Below are 16,952 nucleotides of genomic sequence, written 5' to 3'. Positions count from 1 at the left end.
CGCATCACGTGTATTTAGAGGGTGGCGCTCAAATTCTGGCCAGGCGACTCAGAAAGAAAAACAACAGCAACAGCAGCAAGACGATAAAGCCGCCTTTCCATACTTTTTTCAGCCATTGCCAATAGCGCGCGTTGCCGGTTTGCCAGCCTAGCAGGGCCAGCACCAGGGTACTCAGCACCAGCACCGCAAATAATATCCGTATCCACCACATGATCTTGATCTACACTTTAAGCCGCAGGCAAAAATGGCGCCGGGCTGAAGTAATCACGCTGCCGCACAAAACCGACCGGCGCCTGGCTGTCGTCAAAACTACAGTACTCCCAGGCGCTGTCGTCTTTAAGCAAGGCGCGTAGCAATTGATTGTTGAGCGCATGGCCGGATTTGAAAGCCGAAAACTGGCCGACGATAGGGTAACCGAGGATATATAAATCGCCGATGGCATCCAGCACTTTGTGCTTGGCAAACTCATCTTCATAGCGCAGACCGCCGCCATTCAGCACTTTATACTCGTCGAGCACGATCGCGTTATCCAGGCTGCCACCTTTGGCCAGGCCATTGGCACGCAGGTATTCCACCTCGTGCATAAAGCCAAAGGTGCGCGCACGGCTGATCTCGTCCACATAACTCTGGCTGTCGTAATCTATGGTCACGGTCTTGCCGGAGAATTCGAACACCGGGTGTGCGAAATCAATGGTGAATTCGGCTTTAAAACCATGATGCGGCGTAAATCTTGCCCATTTATCGCCCTCTTGTACTTCTACCGGTTTCAGGATGCGCACAAATTTCTTGGGCACGTCCAGCTCGGCCAGACCTGCCGTTTGCAACAGATAGATAAACGGCCCCGAACTGCCATCCATGATAGGCACTTCGGCTGCCGTTAATTCTATCAATACATTGTCTACCCCCAGGCCGGCCAGGGCAGACATCAAATGCTCCACAGTAGCAACGCGCGCACCTGAAAACTCTAGGGCGGAGCTCAGGCGGGTGTCGTTGACTGCCGTCGGGGTGACCCGCATGGCAGGCGCATCGGGCAAATCGATGCGCTTGAACACTACACCATGATCAGCAGGCGCGGGTTTGAGCGTCAGCGTGACTTTCTCACCGCTGTGCAGCCCGACGCCGGTCGCGCTAATCTGTTGTTTAAGCGTGCGTTGCTTTAACATGGTTTTCTCTTTTATCAGTGTCTGACGACTATTATAAGCCAATCCCACTGCTTAGCCGACAGGCAATCACTGCCTGAAGGTTAATCAGCCTGCTTGCGCAAGAAAGCCGGGATATCGTACTCTTCTATCCCTGAGTTCTTCATCGCCTCAACCTGGGCACGACGGCTGTTGCTGGTAAACACCGCTGGCTCATCTTCTTCAACCACATTCTGGAAGATAGGCTGGTTGGTGGTACCGTCACGCAATGTGCTGGTCGTCATGACTTTCAACTCTGGTTTGGCCTGGCGTTTGCCGATAGAACCGTTCAAACCAGTGGCGACCATGGTCACACGCAGGTTATCACCCATGGCTTCGTCCATCACGTTACCGATGATCACAGTCGCATCTTCTGCAGTGAATTCTTTGATAGTGTTCATCACATCATAGTATTCACGCATCTTGAAGCTGTTGCTGGCGGTGATATTCACCAGTACACCACGTGCATTGGCCAGGTTCACATCTTCGAGCAACGGGCTGGCAACTGCCTGTTCGGCCGCGATACGCGCACGGTTCGGTCCTGTGGCTTCAGCAGAACCCATCATCGCCATGCCCATTTCAGACATCACGGTACGCACATCGGCAAAGTCGACGTTGACCGTACCCGGGCAATTGATGATCTCGGCAATGCCGGATACCGCATTCTGCAATACATCATTGGCCGCACGGTAAGCTTCTACCACGGTCACATCTTCACCCAGCACATCCATCAGCTTTTCGTTAGGGATAACGATCAGAGAGTCTACATACTGTGAAAGTTCTTCCAGACCTTCCTGGGCGACTTTGGCGCGTTTGCCTTCAAAAGCAAATGGCTTGGTCACCACGGCGACGGTCAGTATGCCCATTTCACGCGCGACTTCGGCGATGATAGGTGCAGCGCCGGTACCAGTACCGCCACCCATACCTGCAGTGATGAACAGCATATCGGCACCATCTATGGTTTCGGCGATACTGTCGCGGTCTTCCAGTGCCGCTTCACGGCCGATCTCAGGCTTGGCACCAGCTCCCAGGCCTTTGGTGATGTCAGAACCTATCTGCAATACCACTTTGGCATTGCTCTTCTTCAACGCCTGCATATCGGTGTTGGCGCAAATAAACTCCACGCCAGGCACCATCTTGGTCATCATGTGTTCCACGGCGTTACCACCGCAACCACCGACACCAATTACCTTGATGACAGCACCTTCATTCTCTTTATCAAAAATTTCAATCATACTAACCCTCCATTGCCTAATTATTTGAGTGATTGGTTTGCCCCGCACACTCGCCCTAAAAAAAGTTAAAAATTACCTGTAAACCAACTCTTCATTCTCTCCAGCAACCGGCCGACCGAGCCCGACTGCAAATTTCCTACCATTTGTTTTTCTACCTGCTGTTTGGCCATCAATAGCAAGCCTATCCCTGTTGCATAACGGGGATTACCAACTACCTCTGATAAGCCTTCCACGTAGCGCGGTATGCCAAGGCGCACCGGCGTATGAAAAATTTCTTCACCGAGCTCGACCATGCCGCGCATCTGTGCCGCGCCACCAGTGATGACGATGCCGGAAGCGATCATTGATTCCATGCCGCTACGGCGCAGTTCCTGCTGTACGAACTCATAAATCTCTTCGACGCGGTCTTCTATCACCTCGGTCAATGCCTGGCATGAAAGCTGGCGTGGCTCGCGGCCATCCACCGCTTGCACTTCCACCACTTCACGCGGGTCTGCCAGCTGGCGCAGGGCACAGCCGTGCTTGACCTTGATCTCTTCGGCTGACTGCGTAGGTGTACGCAAAGCCACCGCGATATCATTGGTGATCTGGTCACCGGCGATAGGGATCACCGCGGTATGGCGGATCGCGCCATTCTTGAACACCGCGATATCAGTGGTACCGCCGCCTATATCCACCAGGCAGACGCCCAGCTCTTTTTCATCTTCAGTCAGCACCGACTCACTGGAAGCCAGCGGTTGCAGAATGAGGTCGCTGACTTCCAGCCCGCAACGCTTGATGCACTTGACGATATTCTGTGCCGCCGCGATCGCGCCAGTCACGATATGCACACGCACTTCCAGGCGTATACCGCTCATGCCCAGTGGCTCGCGCACATCTTCCTGGCCATCGATGATGAATTCCTGGGTCAGGATATGCAGTATCTGCTGGTCGGCGGGCAAGGCGATCGCCCGTGCGGTATCGACCACACGGTCTATATCGCTTTGCGAGACTTCGCTCTCCTTGATCTTCACCATGCCATGTGAATTCAGGCTTTTGACATGGCTACCGGCAATGCCGGAATAGACGGTGTTGATCTTGCAATCTGCCATCAACTCGACTTCTTCGATCGCGCGCTGTATCGCCTGCATGGTGGAATCGATATTCACCACCACGCCTTTTTTCAGGCCGCGTGAGGCATGCTGGCCCACACCTATGACCTTCAGCGTGCCTTCCGGCAATATTTCAGCCGCGATCGCCACGATCTTGGATGTCCCGATATCCAGGCCGACGATCAAATTTTTATCTTCTCTTGCTCTACTCATGTTTTTTCCTTGCTTGCGGCCATCCCTTAAGCGCCATTACGTGGCATACGTAATGCAAAACCATTGGGATAGCGTAAATCTGCATACCGCCAGTCACTTTCAGCGATGGCTGGCTGTTGGCTGTAAGCGGCCACAAACTGTTGTAATCGTTGCTTGGCGGCTTCGCGGCCCAGCATCATTTGCCGTTTATCGGTGGTCCTGATCTCCCAGGCGCGGCGTGACGACAGGCTCAGCTGCTGTATCTGCAGCGAGGTCACCGACAAGGTCTGCGCAAAACTGGCATAGCCTTGCGCCAGTTCTTTCACCGCATCACCCGGGCCGTAAAACACCGGCAACTGCTCGTCAGAGGCTGCCTGGAACAACTCGCCATGCCGGTTGACCAGGGCGACACCGCCCCAGCGCCCCAGCGCCTGATGCTCTTCTATCTGTACCACTATGGTGTCCGGCCACTGGCGGCGCACACTGACCTTGCGTGCCCATGGCAACTTTTCAAAAGCGGTACGCGTGCGCTGTAAGTCCAGCGTATAAAAATTACCTTTTAAATACTTGCTGACTATCAGCTGGATCTGTTCATGATTGACATGGTCCAGATTGCCTTCTACCTGCACATGCTTGACCGGGAAGATAGGCAAGTGCAGCACCACGAATAACAGGGCGTACAGCAGCAATACCACTGCCAGCGAAAACAGCAGGTTGGCAGTCCAGTTCAGCAATGTCGGCCTATTCCACATGGTCTATTCCGTTACGCCTTTAATGTCTGTTGCAAAATACGCACCACCAGTGCATCAAAATCCAGGCCGGCGGCCTTGGCAGCCATAGGCACCAGGCTGTGGTCTGTCATGCCCGGGCTGGTATTCACTTCCAGGAAATAATGTTTGCCGGCTTCATCCATCAAAAAGTCTACCCGGCCCCAGCCGCTGCAACCCAGCACCCTGAACGCCTGCAATGCTTCGGCCTGTATCTGTTGCTCCTGTGCGGCAGACAAGCCGCTAGGGCAACGGTATTCGGTATCGTCACGCAGATACTTGGCTTCGTAATCGTAGTATTCGTTTTTTGGCACTATGCGTATCACTGGCAACGCGGTGTCACCGAGTATGCCGACCGTGTATTCACCGCCACCGACAAATTGCTCGGCCAGCACCAGCGGGTCAGAAGCCTTGGCCAGCGTGTAGGCCGCAGCCAGTTCACTGGCCTGCTTGACCTTGCTCACGCCTATGCTGGAACCTTCGTTGGCCGGTTTCACAAACAGCGGCAGACCCAGTTTGGCAACCACGGCGGCGGCAGAGGTGCTGTCATCCATCAGCACATAATCAGGGGTGACTACGCCTGCCGCAGTCCACAACAGTTTGCTGCGCCATTTGTCCATGCCCAGGGCCGAGGCCATCACGCCACTGCCGGTGTATGGGATATCCATTAACTCCAGCGCGCCCTGGATAGTGCCATCTTCACCATAGCGGCCATGCAGGGCGATAAAGGCGCGGTCAAACGCTTTCAGTGCCGAGAGCTCCTGCGTGGCCGGGTCAAAGGCATGCGCATCCACACCCTGGCGCAGCAAGGCTGCCAGTACCGCCGAACCGCTCTTGAGCGAGACTTCACGCTCGCCGGAGCGGCCACCGAATAACACTGCCACCTTGCCAAAATTTTGCTGTGTCACACTCATTCTCTTAAACGCTTTCCCCGATGACTTTTACTTCCTGTATCAATTCCACACCCTGCTTCTCCTGCACGGTGGCTTTCACACGCGCGATCAGCGCTTCTATATCTGCCGCACTCGCATGCCCCAGATTGACGATGAAATTGGCATGCTTTTCTGAAACCTGTGCCCCACCTATGGTGACGCCCTTTAAACCTGATGCTTCTATCAGCCTGGCGGCAAAATCGCCTTCCGGGTTACGGAAAGTCGACCCTGCACTGGGCATATTCAAGGGCTGGCTCGCCAGGCGTTTGGCCAGCAACTGCTTGATCTTTTCGGCAGAGGCTTTGCCATCGCCTTGCGGTATGGCAAACCAGCCACCCAGGAACCACTCATCCGCCACCGGGTGCGTCACATGCCGGTATACCGGCTGGTACTCTGCGCGGTCGCGTATCTGCACTGCCCCACTGCGGTGTATGGTTTTCACCTGGTCTACCCATTGCCAGGTCTCACCGCCATAGCAACCGGCATTCATCGCCAGTGCACCACCCACCGTGCCGGGAATGCCTGCCATGAATTCGGCACCGGCTCTGTCATGGCTGGCAGCAAAGCGGGCCAGTTTGGCGCAGGTGACACCGGCATCGGCATACACGCGCTCGCCTTGCATCTCCAGTTGCTGCAAGGCCTGGTGCATGACCACCACGGTGCCGCGCACACCACCATCGCGCACCAGCAGGTTGCTGCCCAGGCCGATGAATGTCAGCGGCTCGCTGGCTGGCAGTTGCTGCAGAAACTGCTGCAACTGGGCCACGTTGTCGGCCAGCACCAGCTGATCGGCCTCGCCACCTACACGCCAACTGGTGTAGCGGGTCAGCGGTTCGTGCTGCAATACCTGTAAGGCAGTCGCGCTCATAGCACTGCCAGCTCCCGTGTTTTTGCCGCCACACTACCGATATTGCCTGCACCCATAACGACGATCACATCATCCGGCAGCAGGCTTTCCAGAATCGCCTGCGGTAATTCCTCGGAAGTCTCTACAAAGCGTGGTTCCACTTTGCCATTCACACGCACGGCACGGATCAGGCTGCGGGTATCGGCAGCCACGATAGGCGCCTCGCCTGCGGCGTAAACCTCGGTCAATAACAGCGCATCCACGGTAGAGAGCACTTTTACAAAATCTTCAAAGCAGTCACGCGTGCGGGTATAGCGATGCGGCTGGAAAGCCAGCACCAGGCGCCGCCCGGGAAAAGCACCGCGGGCAGCGGCGATCACCGCCTGCATTTCAACCGGGTGATGGCCATAATCATCCACCAGGGTGGCATGGCCATTTGCGACCGGGATCTCGCCATAGCGCTCGAAGCGGCGACCTACGCCCCTGAACTCGGCCAGCGCTTTCAGGATGGCCGCATCAGGTACATTCAGCTCAGTGGCGATGGCGATCGCAGCTAGCGCGTTCAGCACATAATGATGGCCGGGCAGGTTGAGCGTGACTTCATTGCGCACCGTGGTGCCATTCTTGCGTATCAGCGTGAAATGCATACGGCCGCCATCGGCGACGATATTCTCGGCGCGTATGCTGGCTTCTTCATGCGTGCCATAGGTGGTCACCGGGCGCGTGACGCGCGGCAGTATCTCACGCACGTTGGCGTCATCTATGCACATCACCGCCATGCCCCAGAACGGGATCTGCTGCAAAAATTCGACAAAAGCGGTTTTCAGCTTGTCGAAGCTGTGCTCGTAGGTATCCATGTGGTCCTGGTCGATATTGGTGACCACCGCCAGCACCGGGTTCAGGTGCAGGAAAGAAGCATCAGACTCATCCGCTTCTACTACTATCCACTCACCCGTACCCAGGCGGGCATTGGCACTGGCCGCTTCCAGCTTGCCGCCTATGACGAAGGTCGGGTCCATATCCGCTTCAGCCAGAATGCTGGCGATCAGGCTGGTGGTGGTGGTTTTACCGTGGGTACCGGCCACGGCTATGCCCTGCTTGAAGCGCATCAGCTCGGCCAGCATCAGGGCGCGCGGGATCACGGCGATCTTGCGTGCACGGGCGGCGATGATTTCCGGGTTCTCTTCATTGATGGCACTGGAGACCACCACCACGTCGGCATCACCCAGATGCTCGGTGGCATGGCCCTGGAACACGGTGGCACCAAAACCTTGCAGGCGCTTGGTGGTGACGTTGCTGGCCAGGTCGGAGCCGCTCACTTCAAAGCCAAGATTCAGCAACACCTCGGCGATGCCGCTCATGCCCGAGCCGCCTATGCCGACAAAATGAATTTTTTTGACTTTATGTTTCATAGCGAACTTTGTTTCATAGTTGTATTTGCGGCCGCCAGTTGCTGGCAGATCTCTGCCACTTGCTGCGTGGCGTGCGGCCTGGCTAAAGCACGCGCCTTTTGTGCCATGCTCAAACAGCGGTCACGGTCCAGCGTTTGCAGGGTAGCCGCCAGTTGTGCGACATCAAGGTCGCGTTGCTGGATCAACAGGGCAGCACCTGCCTGTTGCAGATAAACCGCATTAGTAGTCTGGTGGTCATCCACTGCGAACGGGAACGGCACCAGGATGCTGGCGGCACCTACATTCGCCAGTTCGGCCACTGTCAGCGCGCCGGCACGGCAGATCACCAGGTCAGCCCAGGCATACACCTGCGCCATATCCTGAATGAACGCGCGGCAATCGGCTGCCACATCCGCGGCTGCATAGGCCTGTTGCAGTGCCTGTATATGTTTTTCACCCGCCTGGTGAATGATTTGCGGCCGTGCATTTGCAGGCAGTAGTGCGAACGCCTTGGGCAACTGCGTATTCAAGGCGGCTGCACCCAGGCTGCCACCCACTACCAGTACCCGCAGTGCGCCATCATGTTCTGCAAAACGTACTTCCGGCACCGGCAAAGTGGTAATCACTTCACGTACCGGGTTGCCTACCATCTCGCCTTTGCTGCCCAACGCGTGCGGAAAACCGGTCAACACCCGGTCAGCGATCTTTGCCAGTGACTTGTTGGTCAGCCCGGCCACAGAATTCTGCTCATGGATCACCAGCGGCACACCTGCCAGTTTCGCCATCACGCCACCAGGGAAAGCAGCAAAGCCGCCCATGCCCAGCACCACATCCGGCTGGTGCTGTTTGATCGCCTGCCTGGCCTGACTGAAGGCACGCACCAGCTTCACCGGCAATGTCAGCCAGCCGAGCAGGCCCTTGCCGCGCACGCCTTGCATGCTCATCATGGCTTTCGCATACGGCTTATCGGCGATCAGGCGATTTTCCATGCCACCCTCGGTCGCCAGCCAGACGATGTTCCAGCCTTGCGCCTGCAAGGCATCTGCCACCGCGATCGCCGGATACACATGGCCGCCCGTGCCGCCTGCCATCACCATTAATGTGTGCTGCCGGCTCATGTCTGCAAGCCTTTCTGCAGCCGTCTATTTTCAAAATCAATACGCAGCAACACGGCCATGGCGATGCAGTTCGCCAGTATGCCGCTACCGCCGTAAGACAACAGCGGCAGGGTCAGACCTTTGGTCGGTAGCAAGCCCATGTTGACGCCCATATTGATAAAGCCCTGCACACCTATCCAGACACCAATGCCCTGGGCCAGCAAGGCGGCGTAATAACGTTCGTTGGCCACTGCTTCCTTGGCGATGCTGAAAGCGCGGATCACCAGCCAGGCGAACAGCAGCACGACCACCATGACGCCGACAAAACCTAATTCTTCAGCGACTACTGCCAGCAGGAAATCGGTATGCGCTTCCGGCAGGTAGAGCAGTTTTTCCACGCTGCCGCCCAGGCCTACGCCCCAGAATTCGCCGCGGCCGAATGCGATCAGCGCATGTGACAGCTGGTAGCCGGTATCGAACGGGTCATCAAACGGGTTGAGGAAGCCTTTCATACGCTCAAGCCTGTACGGTTCCATCACCACCAGCCCGACCACTGCCAGCGGTAACGCAGCCAGCATGGCCAGGAATATCTTGATATGCACTCCGCCCAGCCACATGATGGAGAAGGCGATAGAGGCGGTCACGGCAAAGGCGCCGAAATCCGGCTCGCGCAACAGCAAGACGCCGACAAACACCATCACGCCCAGCATGGGCAGAAAGCCTTTGGTGAAACTGTGCATATTGCTGGCTTTGCGTACTGCGTAATCCGAGGCATACATGGCAATAAACAGCTTCATCAATTCAGAAGGTTGCAGGTTCATGACCAGCAGGGAGATCCAGCGACGACTGCCGTTGACCACTTTGCCTATGCCGGGGATCAGCACCAGTACCAGTAACACGATGCCAAACACGAACAGGTAAGGCGACATCTTTTGCCACCAGGCCATGGGCACCTGGAACACGATCACGGCGGCCACCAGCCCTACCGCGATATACAGCGCCTGGCGCATCAGGAAATAGGTACTTTTATGGCCGAACATCTTGCTGGCATCGGCATAGGCGATAGAGGCCGAGTAAACCATGACCATGCCGAACGCCAGCAACGACAGCACCACCCACAGCAGCGACATATCGTAGCTGGGGGAGTTGTAGCGCTCGCGGGTCATCATCAACGGGCCAAGCATGCGGCCTCCATGGCTTTGACGGCCTCAACAAATACCTGCGCTCTGTGCTCATAGTTCCTGAACATATCGAAACTGGCGCAGGCAGGCGACAGCAACACCGCATCCCCGGCTTCTGCCAGTGTCTTGGCGATATGCACGGCCGCGGCCAGATCAACGGCATCTACCACCGGCACCTGCACGTTCTGCAGCACCTGCTGGATCTTGGGCCCATCGCGCCCTATCAGTACCACCGCGCGCGCGTACTGTACCACAGCCTCTCGCAGCGGGCTGAAATCCTGGCCTTTACCGTCACCACCGGCGATCAGCACCACTTTCTGCGGTTTGCCCTGTTTGAGCATGCCGCTGATGGCAGCAGTGGTCGCGCCTACATTGGTGCCTTTGGAGTCGTCATAAAAATCGACTTCGTCAATATTGGCGACCCATTCCACGCGGTGCGGCAGCCCGGTGAAAGACTGCACGGTGTGCAGGATAGAGACTTTGTCCACGCCTATGGCCTGGGTCAGAGCGATCGCCGCCAGCGCATTGGCGATATTGTGTTTGCCACGGATACGCAAACTGTCGGCTTCGATATAGTGCCTGTGCCCGGCGCACAGCCAGCCCAGGTCATTCAAACCATAATCGTTGATGCTGGGTGCCGGGTTCACGCCGAACGATACCTGCGGCAACTGGCCGGCCAAGGCGGCACTGGCAGGGTCATCACGGTTGACGATGGCGATACGGGCATGCTGGTAGATACGCGCCTTGGATTGCGCATAATCGTCCATGCCGGCATACCTATCCATATGATCTTCAGACAGATTCAGCACGGTTGCCGCGTCTACCACCAGGTGATGAGTGGCTTCCAGCTGAAAACTGGACAGCTCGAGCACGTAGACATCAGGCGCCGTCATCTGCAGGGTATCCAGCACCGGCACGCCTATATTGCCTGCCACTATGGTGTTCAGCCCGGCCTGTTTGCAGATCTCGCCGACCAGGGTAGTGACCGTGGTTTTGCCGTTGGAGCCGGTGATAGCGATCACTTTGGCATAGGGCGCACGGAAACGGGCGAACAACTCGATATCACCGATCACGCTTTTGCCCTGCGCCAGCAGTTGTTGCAGCACCGGCTCTTTCAGCGAGACGCCGGGGCTGGTGACTATGGTATCCATGCCGGATAGCAGTGCCGCATTGAATGGCCCCAGATGGCATTCCACCGTAGGGAACTCTTCGTGCAGCCTGTCCTGCCCCGGTGGATGCAGGCGTGAGTCGAACATCACCACTTCGGCACCCATTTGACGCAGCCAGCGCAAAGCAGAGAAGCCGGTGTCACCCAGTCCTATCACTGCTACCCGCTGTTGTTCAAATTGTTTTTTCATGGCTATGTTCGAATGAATCCTGTTGTATGTTTATGTGCTTATCTGAGTTTCAGGGTTGAAAGCCCCACCAGTACCAGCATCATGGTGATGATCCAGAAACGCACCACCACTTGCGTCTCTTTCCAGCCTTTTTGCTCATAGTGGTGATGCAAAGGCGCCATCAGGAAGATACGTTTGCCAGTGCCTGTCATTTTCTTGGTGTACTTGAAATACAGCACCTGGGCGGCCACCGAAAAAGTCTCCACCACAAACACGCCGCCCATAATGAACAGCACGATCTCCTGACGCACGATGACGGCTACCACGCCCAGGGCTGCACCCAGCGCCAGCGCACCTACATCGCCCATAAACACTTCGGCCGGATAGGCGTTAAACCAGAGAAAGCCCAGCCCGGCACCGGCCATCGCGGCACAGAACACCATCAACTCGCTGGCGCCCTCTACATAAGGGATACCCAGGTATTTGGCGAACACGATGTGGCCGGCGACATACGAAAACAGCGCCAGTGCCGCAGCGACCATCACGGTAGGCAGAATGGCCAGGCCATCCAGGCCGTCGGTCAGGTTGACCGCATTGCTGCTACCGACGATCACCAGGTAAGTCAGTACGATGAAACCCACCGCACCCAGCGGCAGCACCAGGTGTTTGAAAAACGGCACGATCAGGGTGGTTTCTACCGGCGTGCTGGAAGTGGCATATAAGAATACGGCGACGCCAAAACCGATCAGGCTTTGCCAGAAATATTTCTCTTTGGCGGCCAGGCCTTTAGGGTTCTTGTAAACCACTTTGCGGTAATCATCGACCCAGCCCACCGCGCCAAAACCCAGGGTGGTGATCAGCACCACCCAGATAAAACGGTTATGCAGATTGCCCCACAGCAGGGTAGAGATGGCGATCGCCACCAGGATCAGCGCACCACCCATGGTCGGGGTGCCGGCTTTCACCAGATGGGTCTGCGGGCCATCATCACGCACCGCCTGGCCGACTTTATATTCAGTCAGCTTGCGTATCATGGCTGGCCCGACCAGAAAGGAGATCGCCAGTGCAGTGAGCGTCGCCAGCACCGCGCGCAGCGTGATGTAATCAAAGACATGAAACCCACGTACGTCTGACGACAGCCACTTTGCCAATTCCAATAACATAAGTTTCCCTATTTCCCCACCAGTTCGGCGGCTTGTGTTTCCACCAGCGCATTGACTACGCGTTCCATCTGCATGAAACGTGAGCCTTTCACCAGTACGATGTCTTCTGCGCTTGTATTTGCCTGCAATGCAGCGATCAATTCTTCTATGGCTTCGAAATGACTGGCCTGGCTGCCAAATGCTTGCACGGCCGCTTTGCTGTGCCTGCCCATGGCGAACAGGGCATGCACGCCATGCGCTTTGGCATACTGCCCGACCTCTGCATGCATGGCTTCGGCGTCATCACCCAGTTCGCCCATATCGCCCATCACAAACACGGTGCGCTGGCTGGCGTTATGCCGACAGTAGTTGTGCAACACATCGAGTGCCGCTTTCATTGAATCCGGGTTGGCGTTGTAAGTGTCATCTATCACCCGGGCGCCATTGACCGCGGTTTTCTGTTGCAAGCGGCCTTTCACACCGCCAAAACCCTGCAATCCCTGCGCCACTTCATCCAGTGTGGCACCGGCGGCCAGGCTGGCGGCAGCGGCAGCCAGTGCGTTCATCATGTTATGTGCACCAGGCACTGCCAGCGTCAGCGTGACTGCTGCCTGCTGGTAATGCAGTTTGAAGGCCCCCTCAGCCAGGGCCTCAGCGCGCACATCAGCTTCAGCATGCACGCCAAAAGTCATTATTCGGCGTGTACTGTTAAGGCCACGCCAATAGCTGGCAAATTCGCTGTCGGCATTGATCACCGCGATGCCGTCAGCAGCCAGGCCGCTGAAGATCTCGCCCTTGGCTTTGGCGATGTTTTCACGCGAGCCTAGTTCACCGATATGGGCGGTGCCGGCATTGTTGATGACAGCCACATTCGGCCGTGCGATGCGGGTCAGGTAAGCTATCTCACCCAGGTGGTTCATACCCATCTCTATCACGGCACTGCGGTGAAACGGGCGCAGGCGCAGCAGGGTCAATGGCATGCCGATATCGTTATTAAAGTTGCCGGCAGTCGCCAGCACCTTGTCGGCACCACCCACATGCAACTGCATGATGGCGGCGATCATTTCCTTGGTGGTGGTCTTGCCGTTGCTGCCGGTCACCGCGATCAGCGGCGTGCCCAGATGCTGGCGCCAGTAAGCGGCCAGCTCACCCATGGCCAGCCTTGTGTCTTGCACTTGCACCACAGCCAATTCGGTTTTTACCGCGTGCGACACCAGTGCCGCAGAGGCGCCCAGGGCAGTGACCTGCGGCAAAAAGTCATGTCCGTCAAACTTTTCACCAGGCAAGGCGACAAACAGCTGGCCTGGCTGCGCGCGGCGGCTATCGGTGTCTACCGAGGTGACCATGACATCGGCACCATGCAGCGTGCCTTTCAATACCTCAGCGATGGTTTGTAATGACATCATGCCTGCGCCCTCTTTTTCAGCGCGTTGAGTACCCACTCGGCATCGCTGAACGGATAGCGTATGCCCTGGATCTCCTGGTAATCTTCATGGCCTTTGCCGGCCACCAGCACCACATCGCCCTTGCTGGCGCGCGCGATAGACAGCGCGATCGCCTTGGCCCTGTCGGTCTCCATGGTGAATTCACGGCTCAGGCCTTCGGAGATCGCGGCGATGATGGCGTAGGGGTTCTCGCTGCGCGGGTTATCGTTGGTCACGATCACGCTATCTGCCAGTGCACCGGCGATGCGGCCCATCTCACTGCGTTTACCACTATCGCGGTCACCACCACAACCAAACACGCAGCTTAATTTGCCACGCGCCTGCACGCGCAGGGTATCCAGCGCTTTTTCCAGCGCATCCGGCGTATGTGCATAATCGACCACCACCAATGGCAGGTCACCGCCACCGAACATCTGCATGCGGCCGGCTACCGGCACCAGTCCAGAGACCGCTTGCAAAGCGGCGGGCAAGGCGACGTCGTTCACCAGCAAACAGGCCAGCACCGCCAGCACGTTATAGACATTGAACTGGCCCAGGGCATGCAATTGCACCACCCCATTGCCTTGTGGCGTGCGCACCTGGATCTCAAAGCCGGTCGCATGCATGGTCACCGCCGTTGCGCATACATCTGCCTCGTGCATGCCATAACTCAGCACAGTCTTGCCTTGCAGGCGCAAGCGGTCTATCAGCGTCAAACCAAACGCATCATCGGCATTGATGACTGCGGCGCTCAGGGTCTGCCAGTCAAACAGTTTTTGCTTGGCTAGCTGGTAGGACTCCATGGTCACGTGGTAATCCAGGTGGTCACGCGTCATATTGGTAAACACCGCCACGTCGAACGACACGCCGTTGACCCTACCCTGGTCCAGGCCATGCGAAGACACTTCCATCGCCACCATCTGCACGTCTTCGAGCAGGAAATTGGCCAGTATCTTTTGCACTTCTACCGGGCCAGGCGTGGTGTTCTGGGTGGGCTGCAGATCATCCAGCGTGCCATTACCCAGCGTGCCTATCACCGCTGACCTCTGTTGCAGGAAGCGGTAAGCCTGTGCCAGCCAGTGGGTGACTGTGGTTTTGCCGTTAGTGCCGGTGACGCCTACGCACCACAGCTGCTCCGAAGGGTCTTTATAGAACTGGCTAGCAATATGGCCGACCTGGAATTTCAGGTCAGCGATGGCGATATTGTGTACCGTCCACTCCGGGTTCCAGTCAAATCCCTGGCTATCCCAGATCACGGTATTGGCGCCTTTGCCTATGGCGTCGGGAATATACTCGCGGCCGTCGCCATGCTGGCCCGGATACGCCAGGAACAGACCATGCTTTTCCACCTGGCGGCTATCTGCGGTGATGCCATGTACCGGCGCGGGAATGATGTATTTACTCACATCGCCTCCGGCACGGCGTTGACTTCTGTAGGTGTTGCCAGCGGCACGGCATTGCCATCCTGCGGGATAGCCAGCATGCGCAACACATCATTCATCACGGCACTGAATACCGGGGCCGCGACACTGCCGCCGTAATATTCGCCATTGCTGGGCTCATCTATCATCACCGCCATGATCAGACGCGGGTTGGAAGCAGGCACCATGCCGACAAACGAACCCACATATTTGTCATGCTCATAGCCATGTGCGCCCAGCTTGTGCGCGGTGCCGGTCTTGCCGCCGACGCGATAACCGGTGACCTGGGCTTTCAGCGCAGTACCGCCCGGTTGCACCACCAGCTCCAGCATATCTTTCACGGCATTGGCCACCTTGGCAGAAAACACCTGGCGGCCTACTGGCGGCTCAGGCAGCTTGGTCAGCGTCACAGGCAGCAATTCGCCTTCATTGGCGAATACGGTATAGGCTCTGGCCAGCTGCAACAGGGTCACGCTGATGCCATGACCATAAGACATGGTCGCCTGCTCGATAGGACGCCAGGTCTTGTAATCGCGCACTTTGCCTGAGGCTTCGCCCGGGAAACCGATCTTGGTCGGCGAGCCAAAACCAAGCTGGATATAGGTGTTCCACAATTGTTCGCGGTTGAGCTCCAGCGCCATTTTGGCGGAGCCGACATTGGAAGATTTCTGTATGATCTGCGACACGCTCAGCATCTGGTTAGGGTGAGCGTCGTGTATGGTGGCAGTGCCTACCCGCAGATAGCCTGGCGCGGTCTGTATCTTGGTATCCGGCTGGTAAGGCCCGAACTCCATCGCGGCGGCGGCTGTGACCGGCTTCATGGTAGAGCCAGGCTCGAAGATATTGACGATGGCAGAATTGCGCAGCTTGCTGGCAACATTGCCCGGGTTGTTCGGGTTATAGGTAGGGATATTCACCAATGCCAGCACTTCGCCGGTCTTGGCATCCAGCACCACTGCTGCGGCGGCCTTGGCCTTGTGTTTTTCTACCGCGCGTGACAGTTCGCGATGCACGACATATTGCACGGTGCGGTCTATGCTCAGCACCAGGTCCTGGCCGTCATGCGGCAACTTGATGGCGACCAGGTCTTCAACCACATGGCCTTTGCGGTCACGTACGAAATCGCGCTTGCCGGAAGTGCCGGAAAGCACGCTGTTGCGGTAGAGCTCCATGCCCTCGACGCCGGTGTCATCAACGCCGGTGAAACCGACGATATGCGCCGCCACTTCTGCCGCAGGGTAGAAGCGTTTGTATTCTTTCTGACTGAATACGCCGGGCACTTTCATCGCCATCACCAGTTTTGCCACATCGGGCGCTACTCTCCGTTTGATATATACAAATTCTTTTTTCTTTTGCAGCACTTTTTGCTGCAACTCTTTGGGCCGCATTTCGAGCAATTTGGCCATCTGCTTCAACTGCGCCGCCGAGATATTCACATCGGTCGGGTTCATCCATAACGATTCCACCGGCAGGCTGATCGCCAATGGCTTGAAGTTACGGTCATAAATCTTGCCGCGGTGCGGCATCAGCTCTACTTTGCGACGCGAAAACGCTTCGCCTTTTTTAATCAGATAATCCTTATGCAGGGTTTGCAGGTAAAACCCGCGACCCAGCAGCAGCACAAAACTCAGCAGCACCAGCACCAGCAGCGTCCTTCTACGCCAGGCGGGCAACTTGACCAGCTTGTGTTGACTCTCTTTAAGCAGCATGCGCGTTC

At 56.8% G+C, this 16,952-nt stretch carries 15 protein-coding genes; all 15 read right to left on the bottom strand.

From position 1 onward, the window contains the following. Positions 1–28 precede the first annotated feature (28 nt). Positions 29–211: a hypothetical protein gene (locus ACT6RZ_RS01485; RefSeq protein WP_444700411.1), complete on the bottom strand. Its 183-nt coding sequence runs from the start codon at positions 209–211 to the stop codon at positions 29–31. Between the two features lie 16 nt (positions 212–227). Beyond that, a complete protein-coding gene (gene lpxC, locus ACT6RZ_RS01480) occupies positions 228–1,163 on the bottom strand; it encodes a UDP-3-O-acyl-N-acetylglucosamine deacetylase (RefSeq protein ID WP_444700410.1) in 936 nt (311 codons plus the stop codon). Between the two features lie 80 nt (positions 1,164–1,243). Next, positions 1,244–2,413 carry a cell division protein FtsZ gene (ftsZ, locus tag ACT6RZ_RS01475; RefSeq protein ID WP_444700409.1) on the bottom strand — a complete coding sequence of 390 codons (1,170 nt, stop codon included), beginning with the start codon at positions 2,411–2,413 and terminating at the stop codon, positions 1,244–1,246. Between the two features lie 65 nt (positions 2,414–2,478). Then, a complete protein-coding gene (ftsA, locus tag ACT6RZ_RS01470) occupies positions 2,479–3,717 on the bottom strand; it encodes a cell division protein FtsA (RefSeq protein ID WP_444700408.1) in 1,239 nt (412 codons plus the stop codon). A gap of 26 nt (positions 3,718–3,743) precedes the next feature. Further along, positions 3,744–4,448: a cell division protein FtsQ/DivIB gene (locus ACT6RZ_RS01465; RefSeq protein ID WP_379057562.1), complete on the bottom strand. Its 705-nt coding sequence runs from the start codon at positions 4,446–4,448 to the stop codon at positions 3,744–3,746. Between the two features lie 11 nt (positions 4,449–4,459). Next, on the bottom strand, positions 4,460–5,377 hold the full coding sequence (locus ACT6RZ_RS01460; protein ID WP_444700407.1) for a D-alanine--D-alanine ligase: 918 nt from the start codon (positions 5,375–5,377) through the stop codon (positions 4,460–4,462). Positions 5,378–5,381: 4 nt separating this feature from the next. Continuing rightward, positions 5,382–6,263 (bottom strand): UDP-N-acetylmuramate dehydrogenase, encoded by an 882-nt coding sequence (gene murB, locus ACT6RZ_RS01455; protein ID WP_444700406.1) that lies wholly within the window; start codon positions 6,261–6,263, stop codon positions 5,382–5,384. Then, complete coding sequence (gene murC, locus ACT6RZ_RS01450; protein WP_444700405.1) at positions 6,260–7,654, bottom strand: UDP-N-acetylmuramate--L-alanine ligase; 1,395 nt, start codon at positions 7,652–7,654, stop codon at positions 6,260–6,262. Before murC ends, murB begins: the two co-directional genes overlap by 4 nt. Beyond that, positions 7,651–8,751: an undecaprenyldiphospho-muramoylpentapeptide beta-N-acetylglucosaminyltransferase gene (gene murG / locus ACT6RZ_RS01445; protein WP_444700404.1), complete on the bottom strand. Its 1,101-nt coding sequence runs from the start codon at positions 8,749–8,751 to the stop codon at positions 7,651–7,653. The genes murC and murG overlap by 4 nt, the downstream gene beginning before the upstream one ends. Further along, positions 8,748–9,914, bottom strand: coding sequence for a putative lipid II flippase FtsW (ftsW, locus tag ACT6RZ_RS01440; RefSeq protein ID WP_444700403.1), 1,167 nt, complete (start codon positions 9,912–9,914; stop codon positions 8,748–8,750). The genes murG and ftsW overlap by 4 nt, the downstream gene beginning before the upstream one ends. Further along, on the bottom strand, positions 9,899–11,269 hold the full coding sequence (murD, locus tag ACT6RZ_RS01435; RefSeq protein ID WP_444700402.1) for a UDP-N-acetylmuramoyl-L-alanine--D-glutamate ligase: 1,371 nt from the start codon (positions 11,267–11,269) through the stop codon (positions 9,899–9,901). Before murD ends, ftsW begins: the two co-directional genes overlap by 16 nt. A gap of 38 nt (positions 11,270–11,307) precedes the next feature. Continuing rightward, positions 11,308–12,411 (bottom strand): phospho-N-acetylmuramoyl-pentapeptide-transferase, encoded by a 1,104-nt coding sequence (gene mraY, locus ACT6RZ_RS01430; RefSeq protein ID WP_444700401.1) that lies wholly within the window; start codon positions 12,409–12,411, stop codon positions 11,308–11,310. An 8-nt stretch (positions 12,412–12,419) separates the two neighbouring features. Beyond that, positions 12,420–13,796, bottom strand: coding sequence for a UDP-N-acetylmuramoyl-tripeptide--D-alanyl-D-alanine ligase (locus tag ACT6RZ_RS01425; protein ID WP_444700400.1), 1,377 nt, complete (start codon positions 13,794–13,796; stop codon positions 12,420–12,422). Further along, positions 13,793–15,220: a UDP-N-acetylmuramoyl-L-alanyl-D-glutamate--2,6-diaminopimelate ligase gene (locus ACT6RZ_RS01420; RefSeq protein WP_444700399.1), complete on the bottom strand. Its 1,428-nt coding sequence runs from the start codon at positions 15,218–15,220 to the stop codon at positions 13,793–13,795. The genes ACT6RZ_RS01425 and ACT6RZ_RS01420 overlap by 4 nt, the downstream gene beginning before the upstream one ends. Beyond that, a complete protein-coding gene (locus tag ACT6RZ_RS01415) occupies positions 15,217–16,944 on the bottom strand; it encodes a peptidoglycan D,D-transpeptidase FtsI family protein (protein WP_444700398.1) in 1,728 nt (575 codons plus the stop codon). Before ACT6RZ_RS01415 ends, ACT6RZ_RS01420 begins: the two co-directional genes overlap by 4 nt. Between the last annotated feature and the right edge of the window lie 8 nt (positions 16,945–16,952).

Source organism: Methylophilus sp., assembly GCF_052437885.1.
Taxonomy (GTDB): Bacteria; Pseudomonadota; Gammaproteobacteria; order Burkholderiales; family Methylophilaceae; genus Methylophilus.
The sequence above is the reverse complement of the archived record's forward strand: the minus strand, read 5'-3'. Positions and strand labels throughout refer to the sequence as shown.

Bases quoted from the DNA above. Each gene is read 5' to 3' on its own strand.
- ACT6RZ_RS01485 (WP_444700411.1), bottom strand. From the start codon at position 211: ATGTGGTGGATACGGATATTATTTGCGGTGCTGGTGCTGAGTACCCTG.
- lpxC (WP_444700410.1), bottom strand. From the start codon at position 1,163: ATGTTAAAGCAACGCACGCTTAAACAACAGATTAGCGCGACCGGCGTC.
- ftsZ (WP_444700409.1), bottom strand. From the start codon at position 2,413: ATGATTGAAATTTTTGATAAAGAGAATGAAGGTGCTGTCATCAAGGTA.
- ftsA (WP_444700408.1), bottom strand. From the start codon at position 3,717: ATGAGTAGAGCAAGAGAAGATAAAAATTTGATCGTCGGCCTGGATATC.
- ACT6RZ_RS01465 (WP_379057562.1), bottom strand. From the start codon at position 4,448: ATGTGGAATAGGCCGACATTGCTGAACTGGACTGCCAACCTGCTGTTT.
- ACT6RZ_RS01460 (WP_444700407.1), bottom strand. From the start codon at position 5,377: ATGAGTGTGACACAGCAAAATTTTGGCAAGGTGGCAGTGTTATTCGGT.
- murB (WP_444700406.1), bottom strand. From the start codon at position 6,263: ATGAGCGCGACTGCCTTACAGGTATTGCAGCACGAACCGCTGACCCGC.
- murC (WP_444700405.1), bottom strand. From the start codon at position 7,654: ATGAAACATAAAGTCAAAAAAATTCATTTTGTCGGCATAGGCGGCTCG.
- murG (WP_444700404.1), bottom strand. From the start codon at position 8,751: ATGAGCCGGCAGCACACATTAATGGTGATGGCAGGCGGCACGGGCGGC.
- ftsW (WP_444700403.1), bottom strand. From the start codon at position 9,914: ATGCTTGGCCCGTTGATGATGACCCGCGAGCGCTACAACTCCCCCAGC.
- murD (WP_444700402.1), bottom strand. From the start codon at position 11,269: ATGAAAAAACAATTTGAACAACAGCGGGTAGCAGTGATAGGACTGGGT.
- mraY (WP_444700401.1), bottom strand. From the start codon at position 12,411: ATGTTATTGGAATTGGCAAAGTGGCTGTCGTCAGACGTACGTGGGTTT.
- ACT6RZ_RS01425 (WP_444700400.1), bottom strand. From the start codon at position 13,796: ATGATGTCATTACAAACCATCGCTGAGGTATTGAAAGGCACGCTGCAT.
- ACT6RZ_RS01415 (WP_444700398.1), bottom strand. From the start codon at position 16,944: ATGCTGCTTAAAGAGAGTCAACACAAGCTGGTCAAGTTGCCCGCCTGG.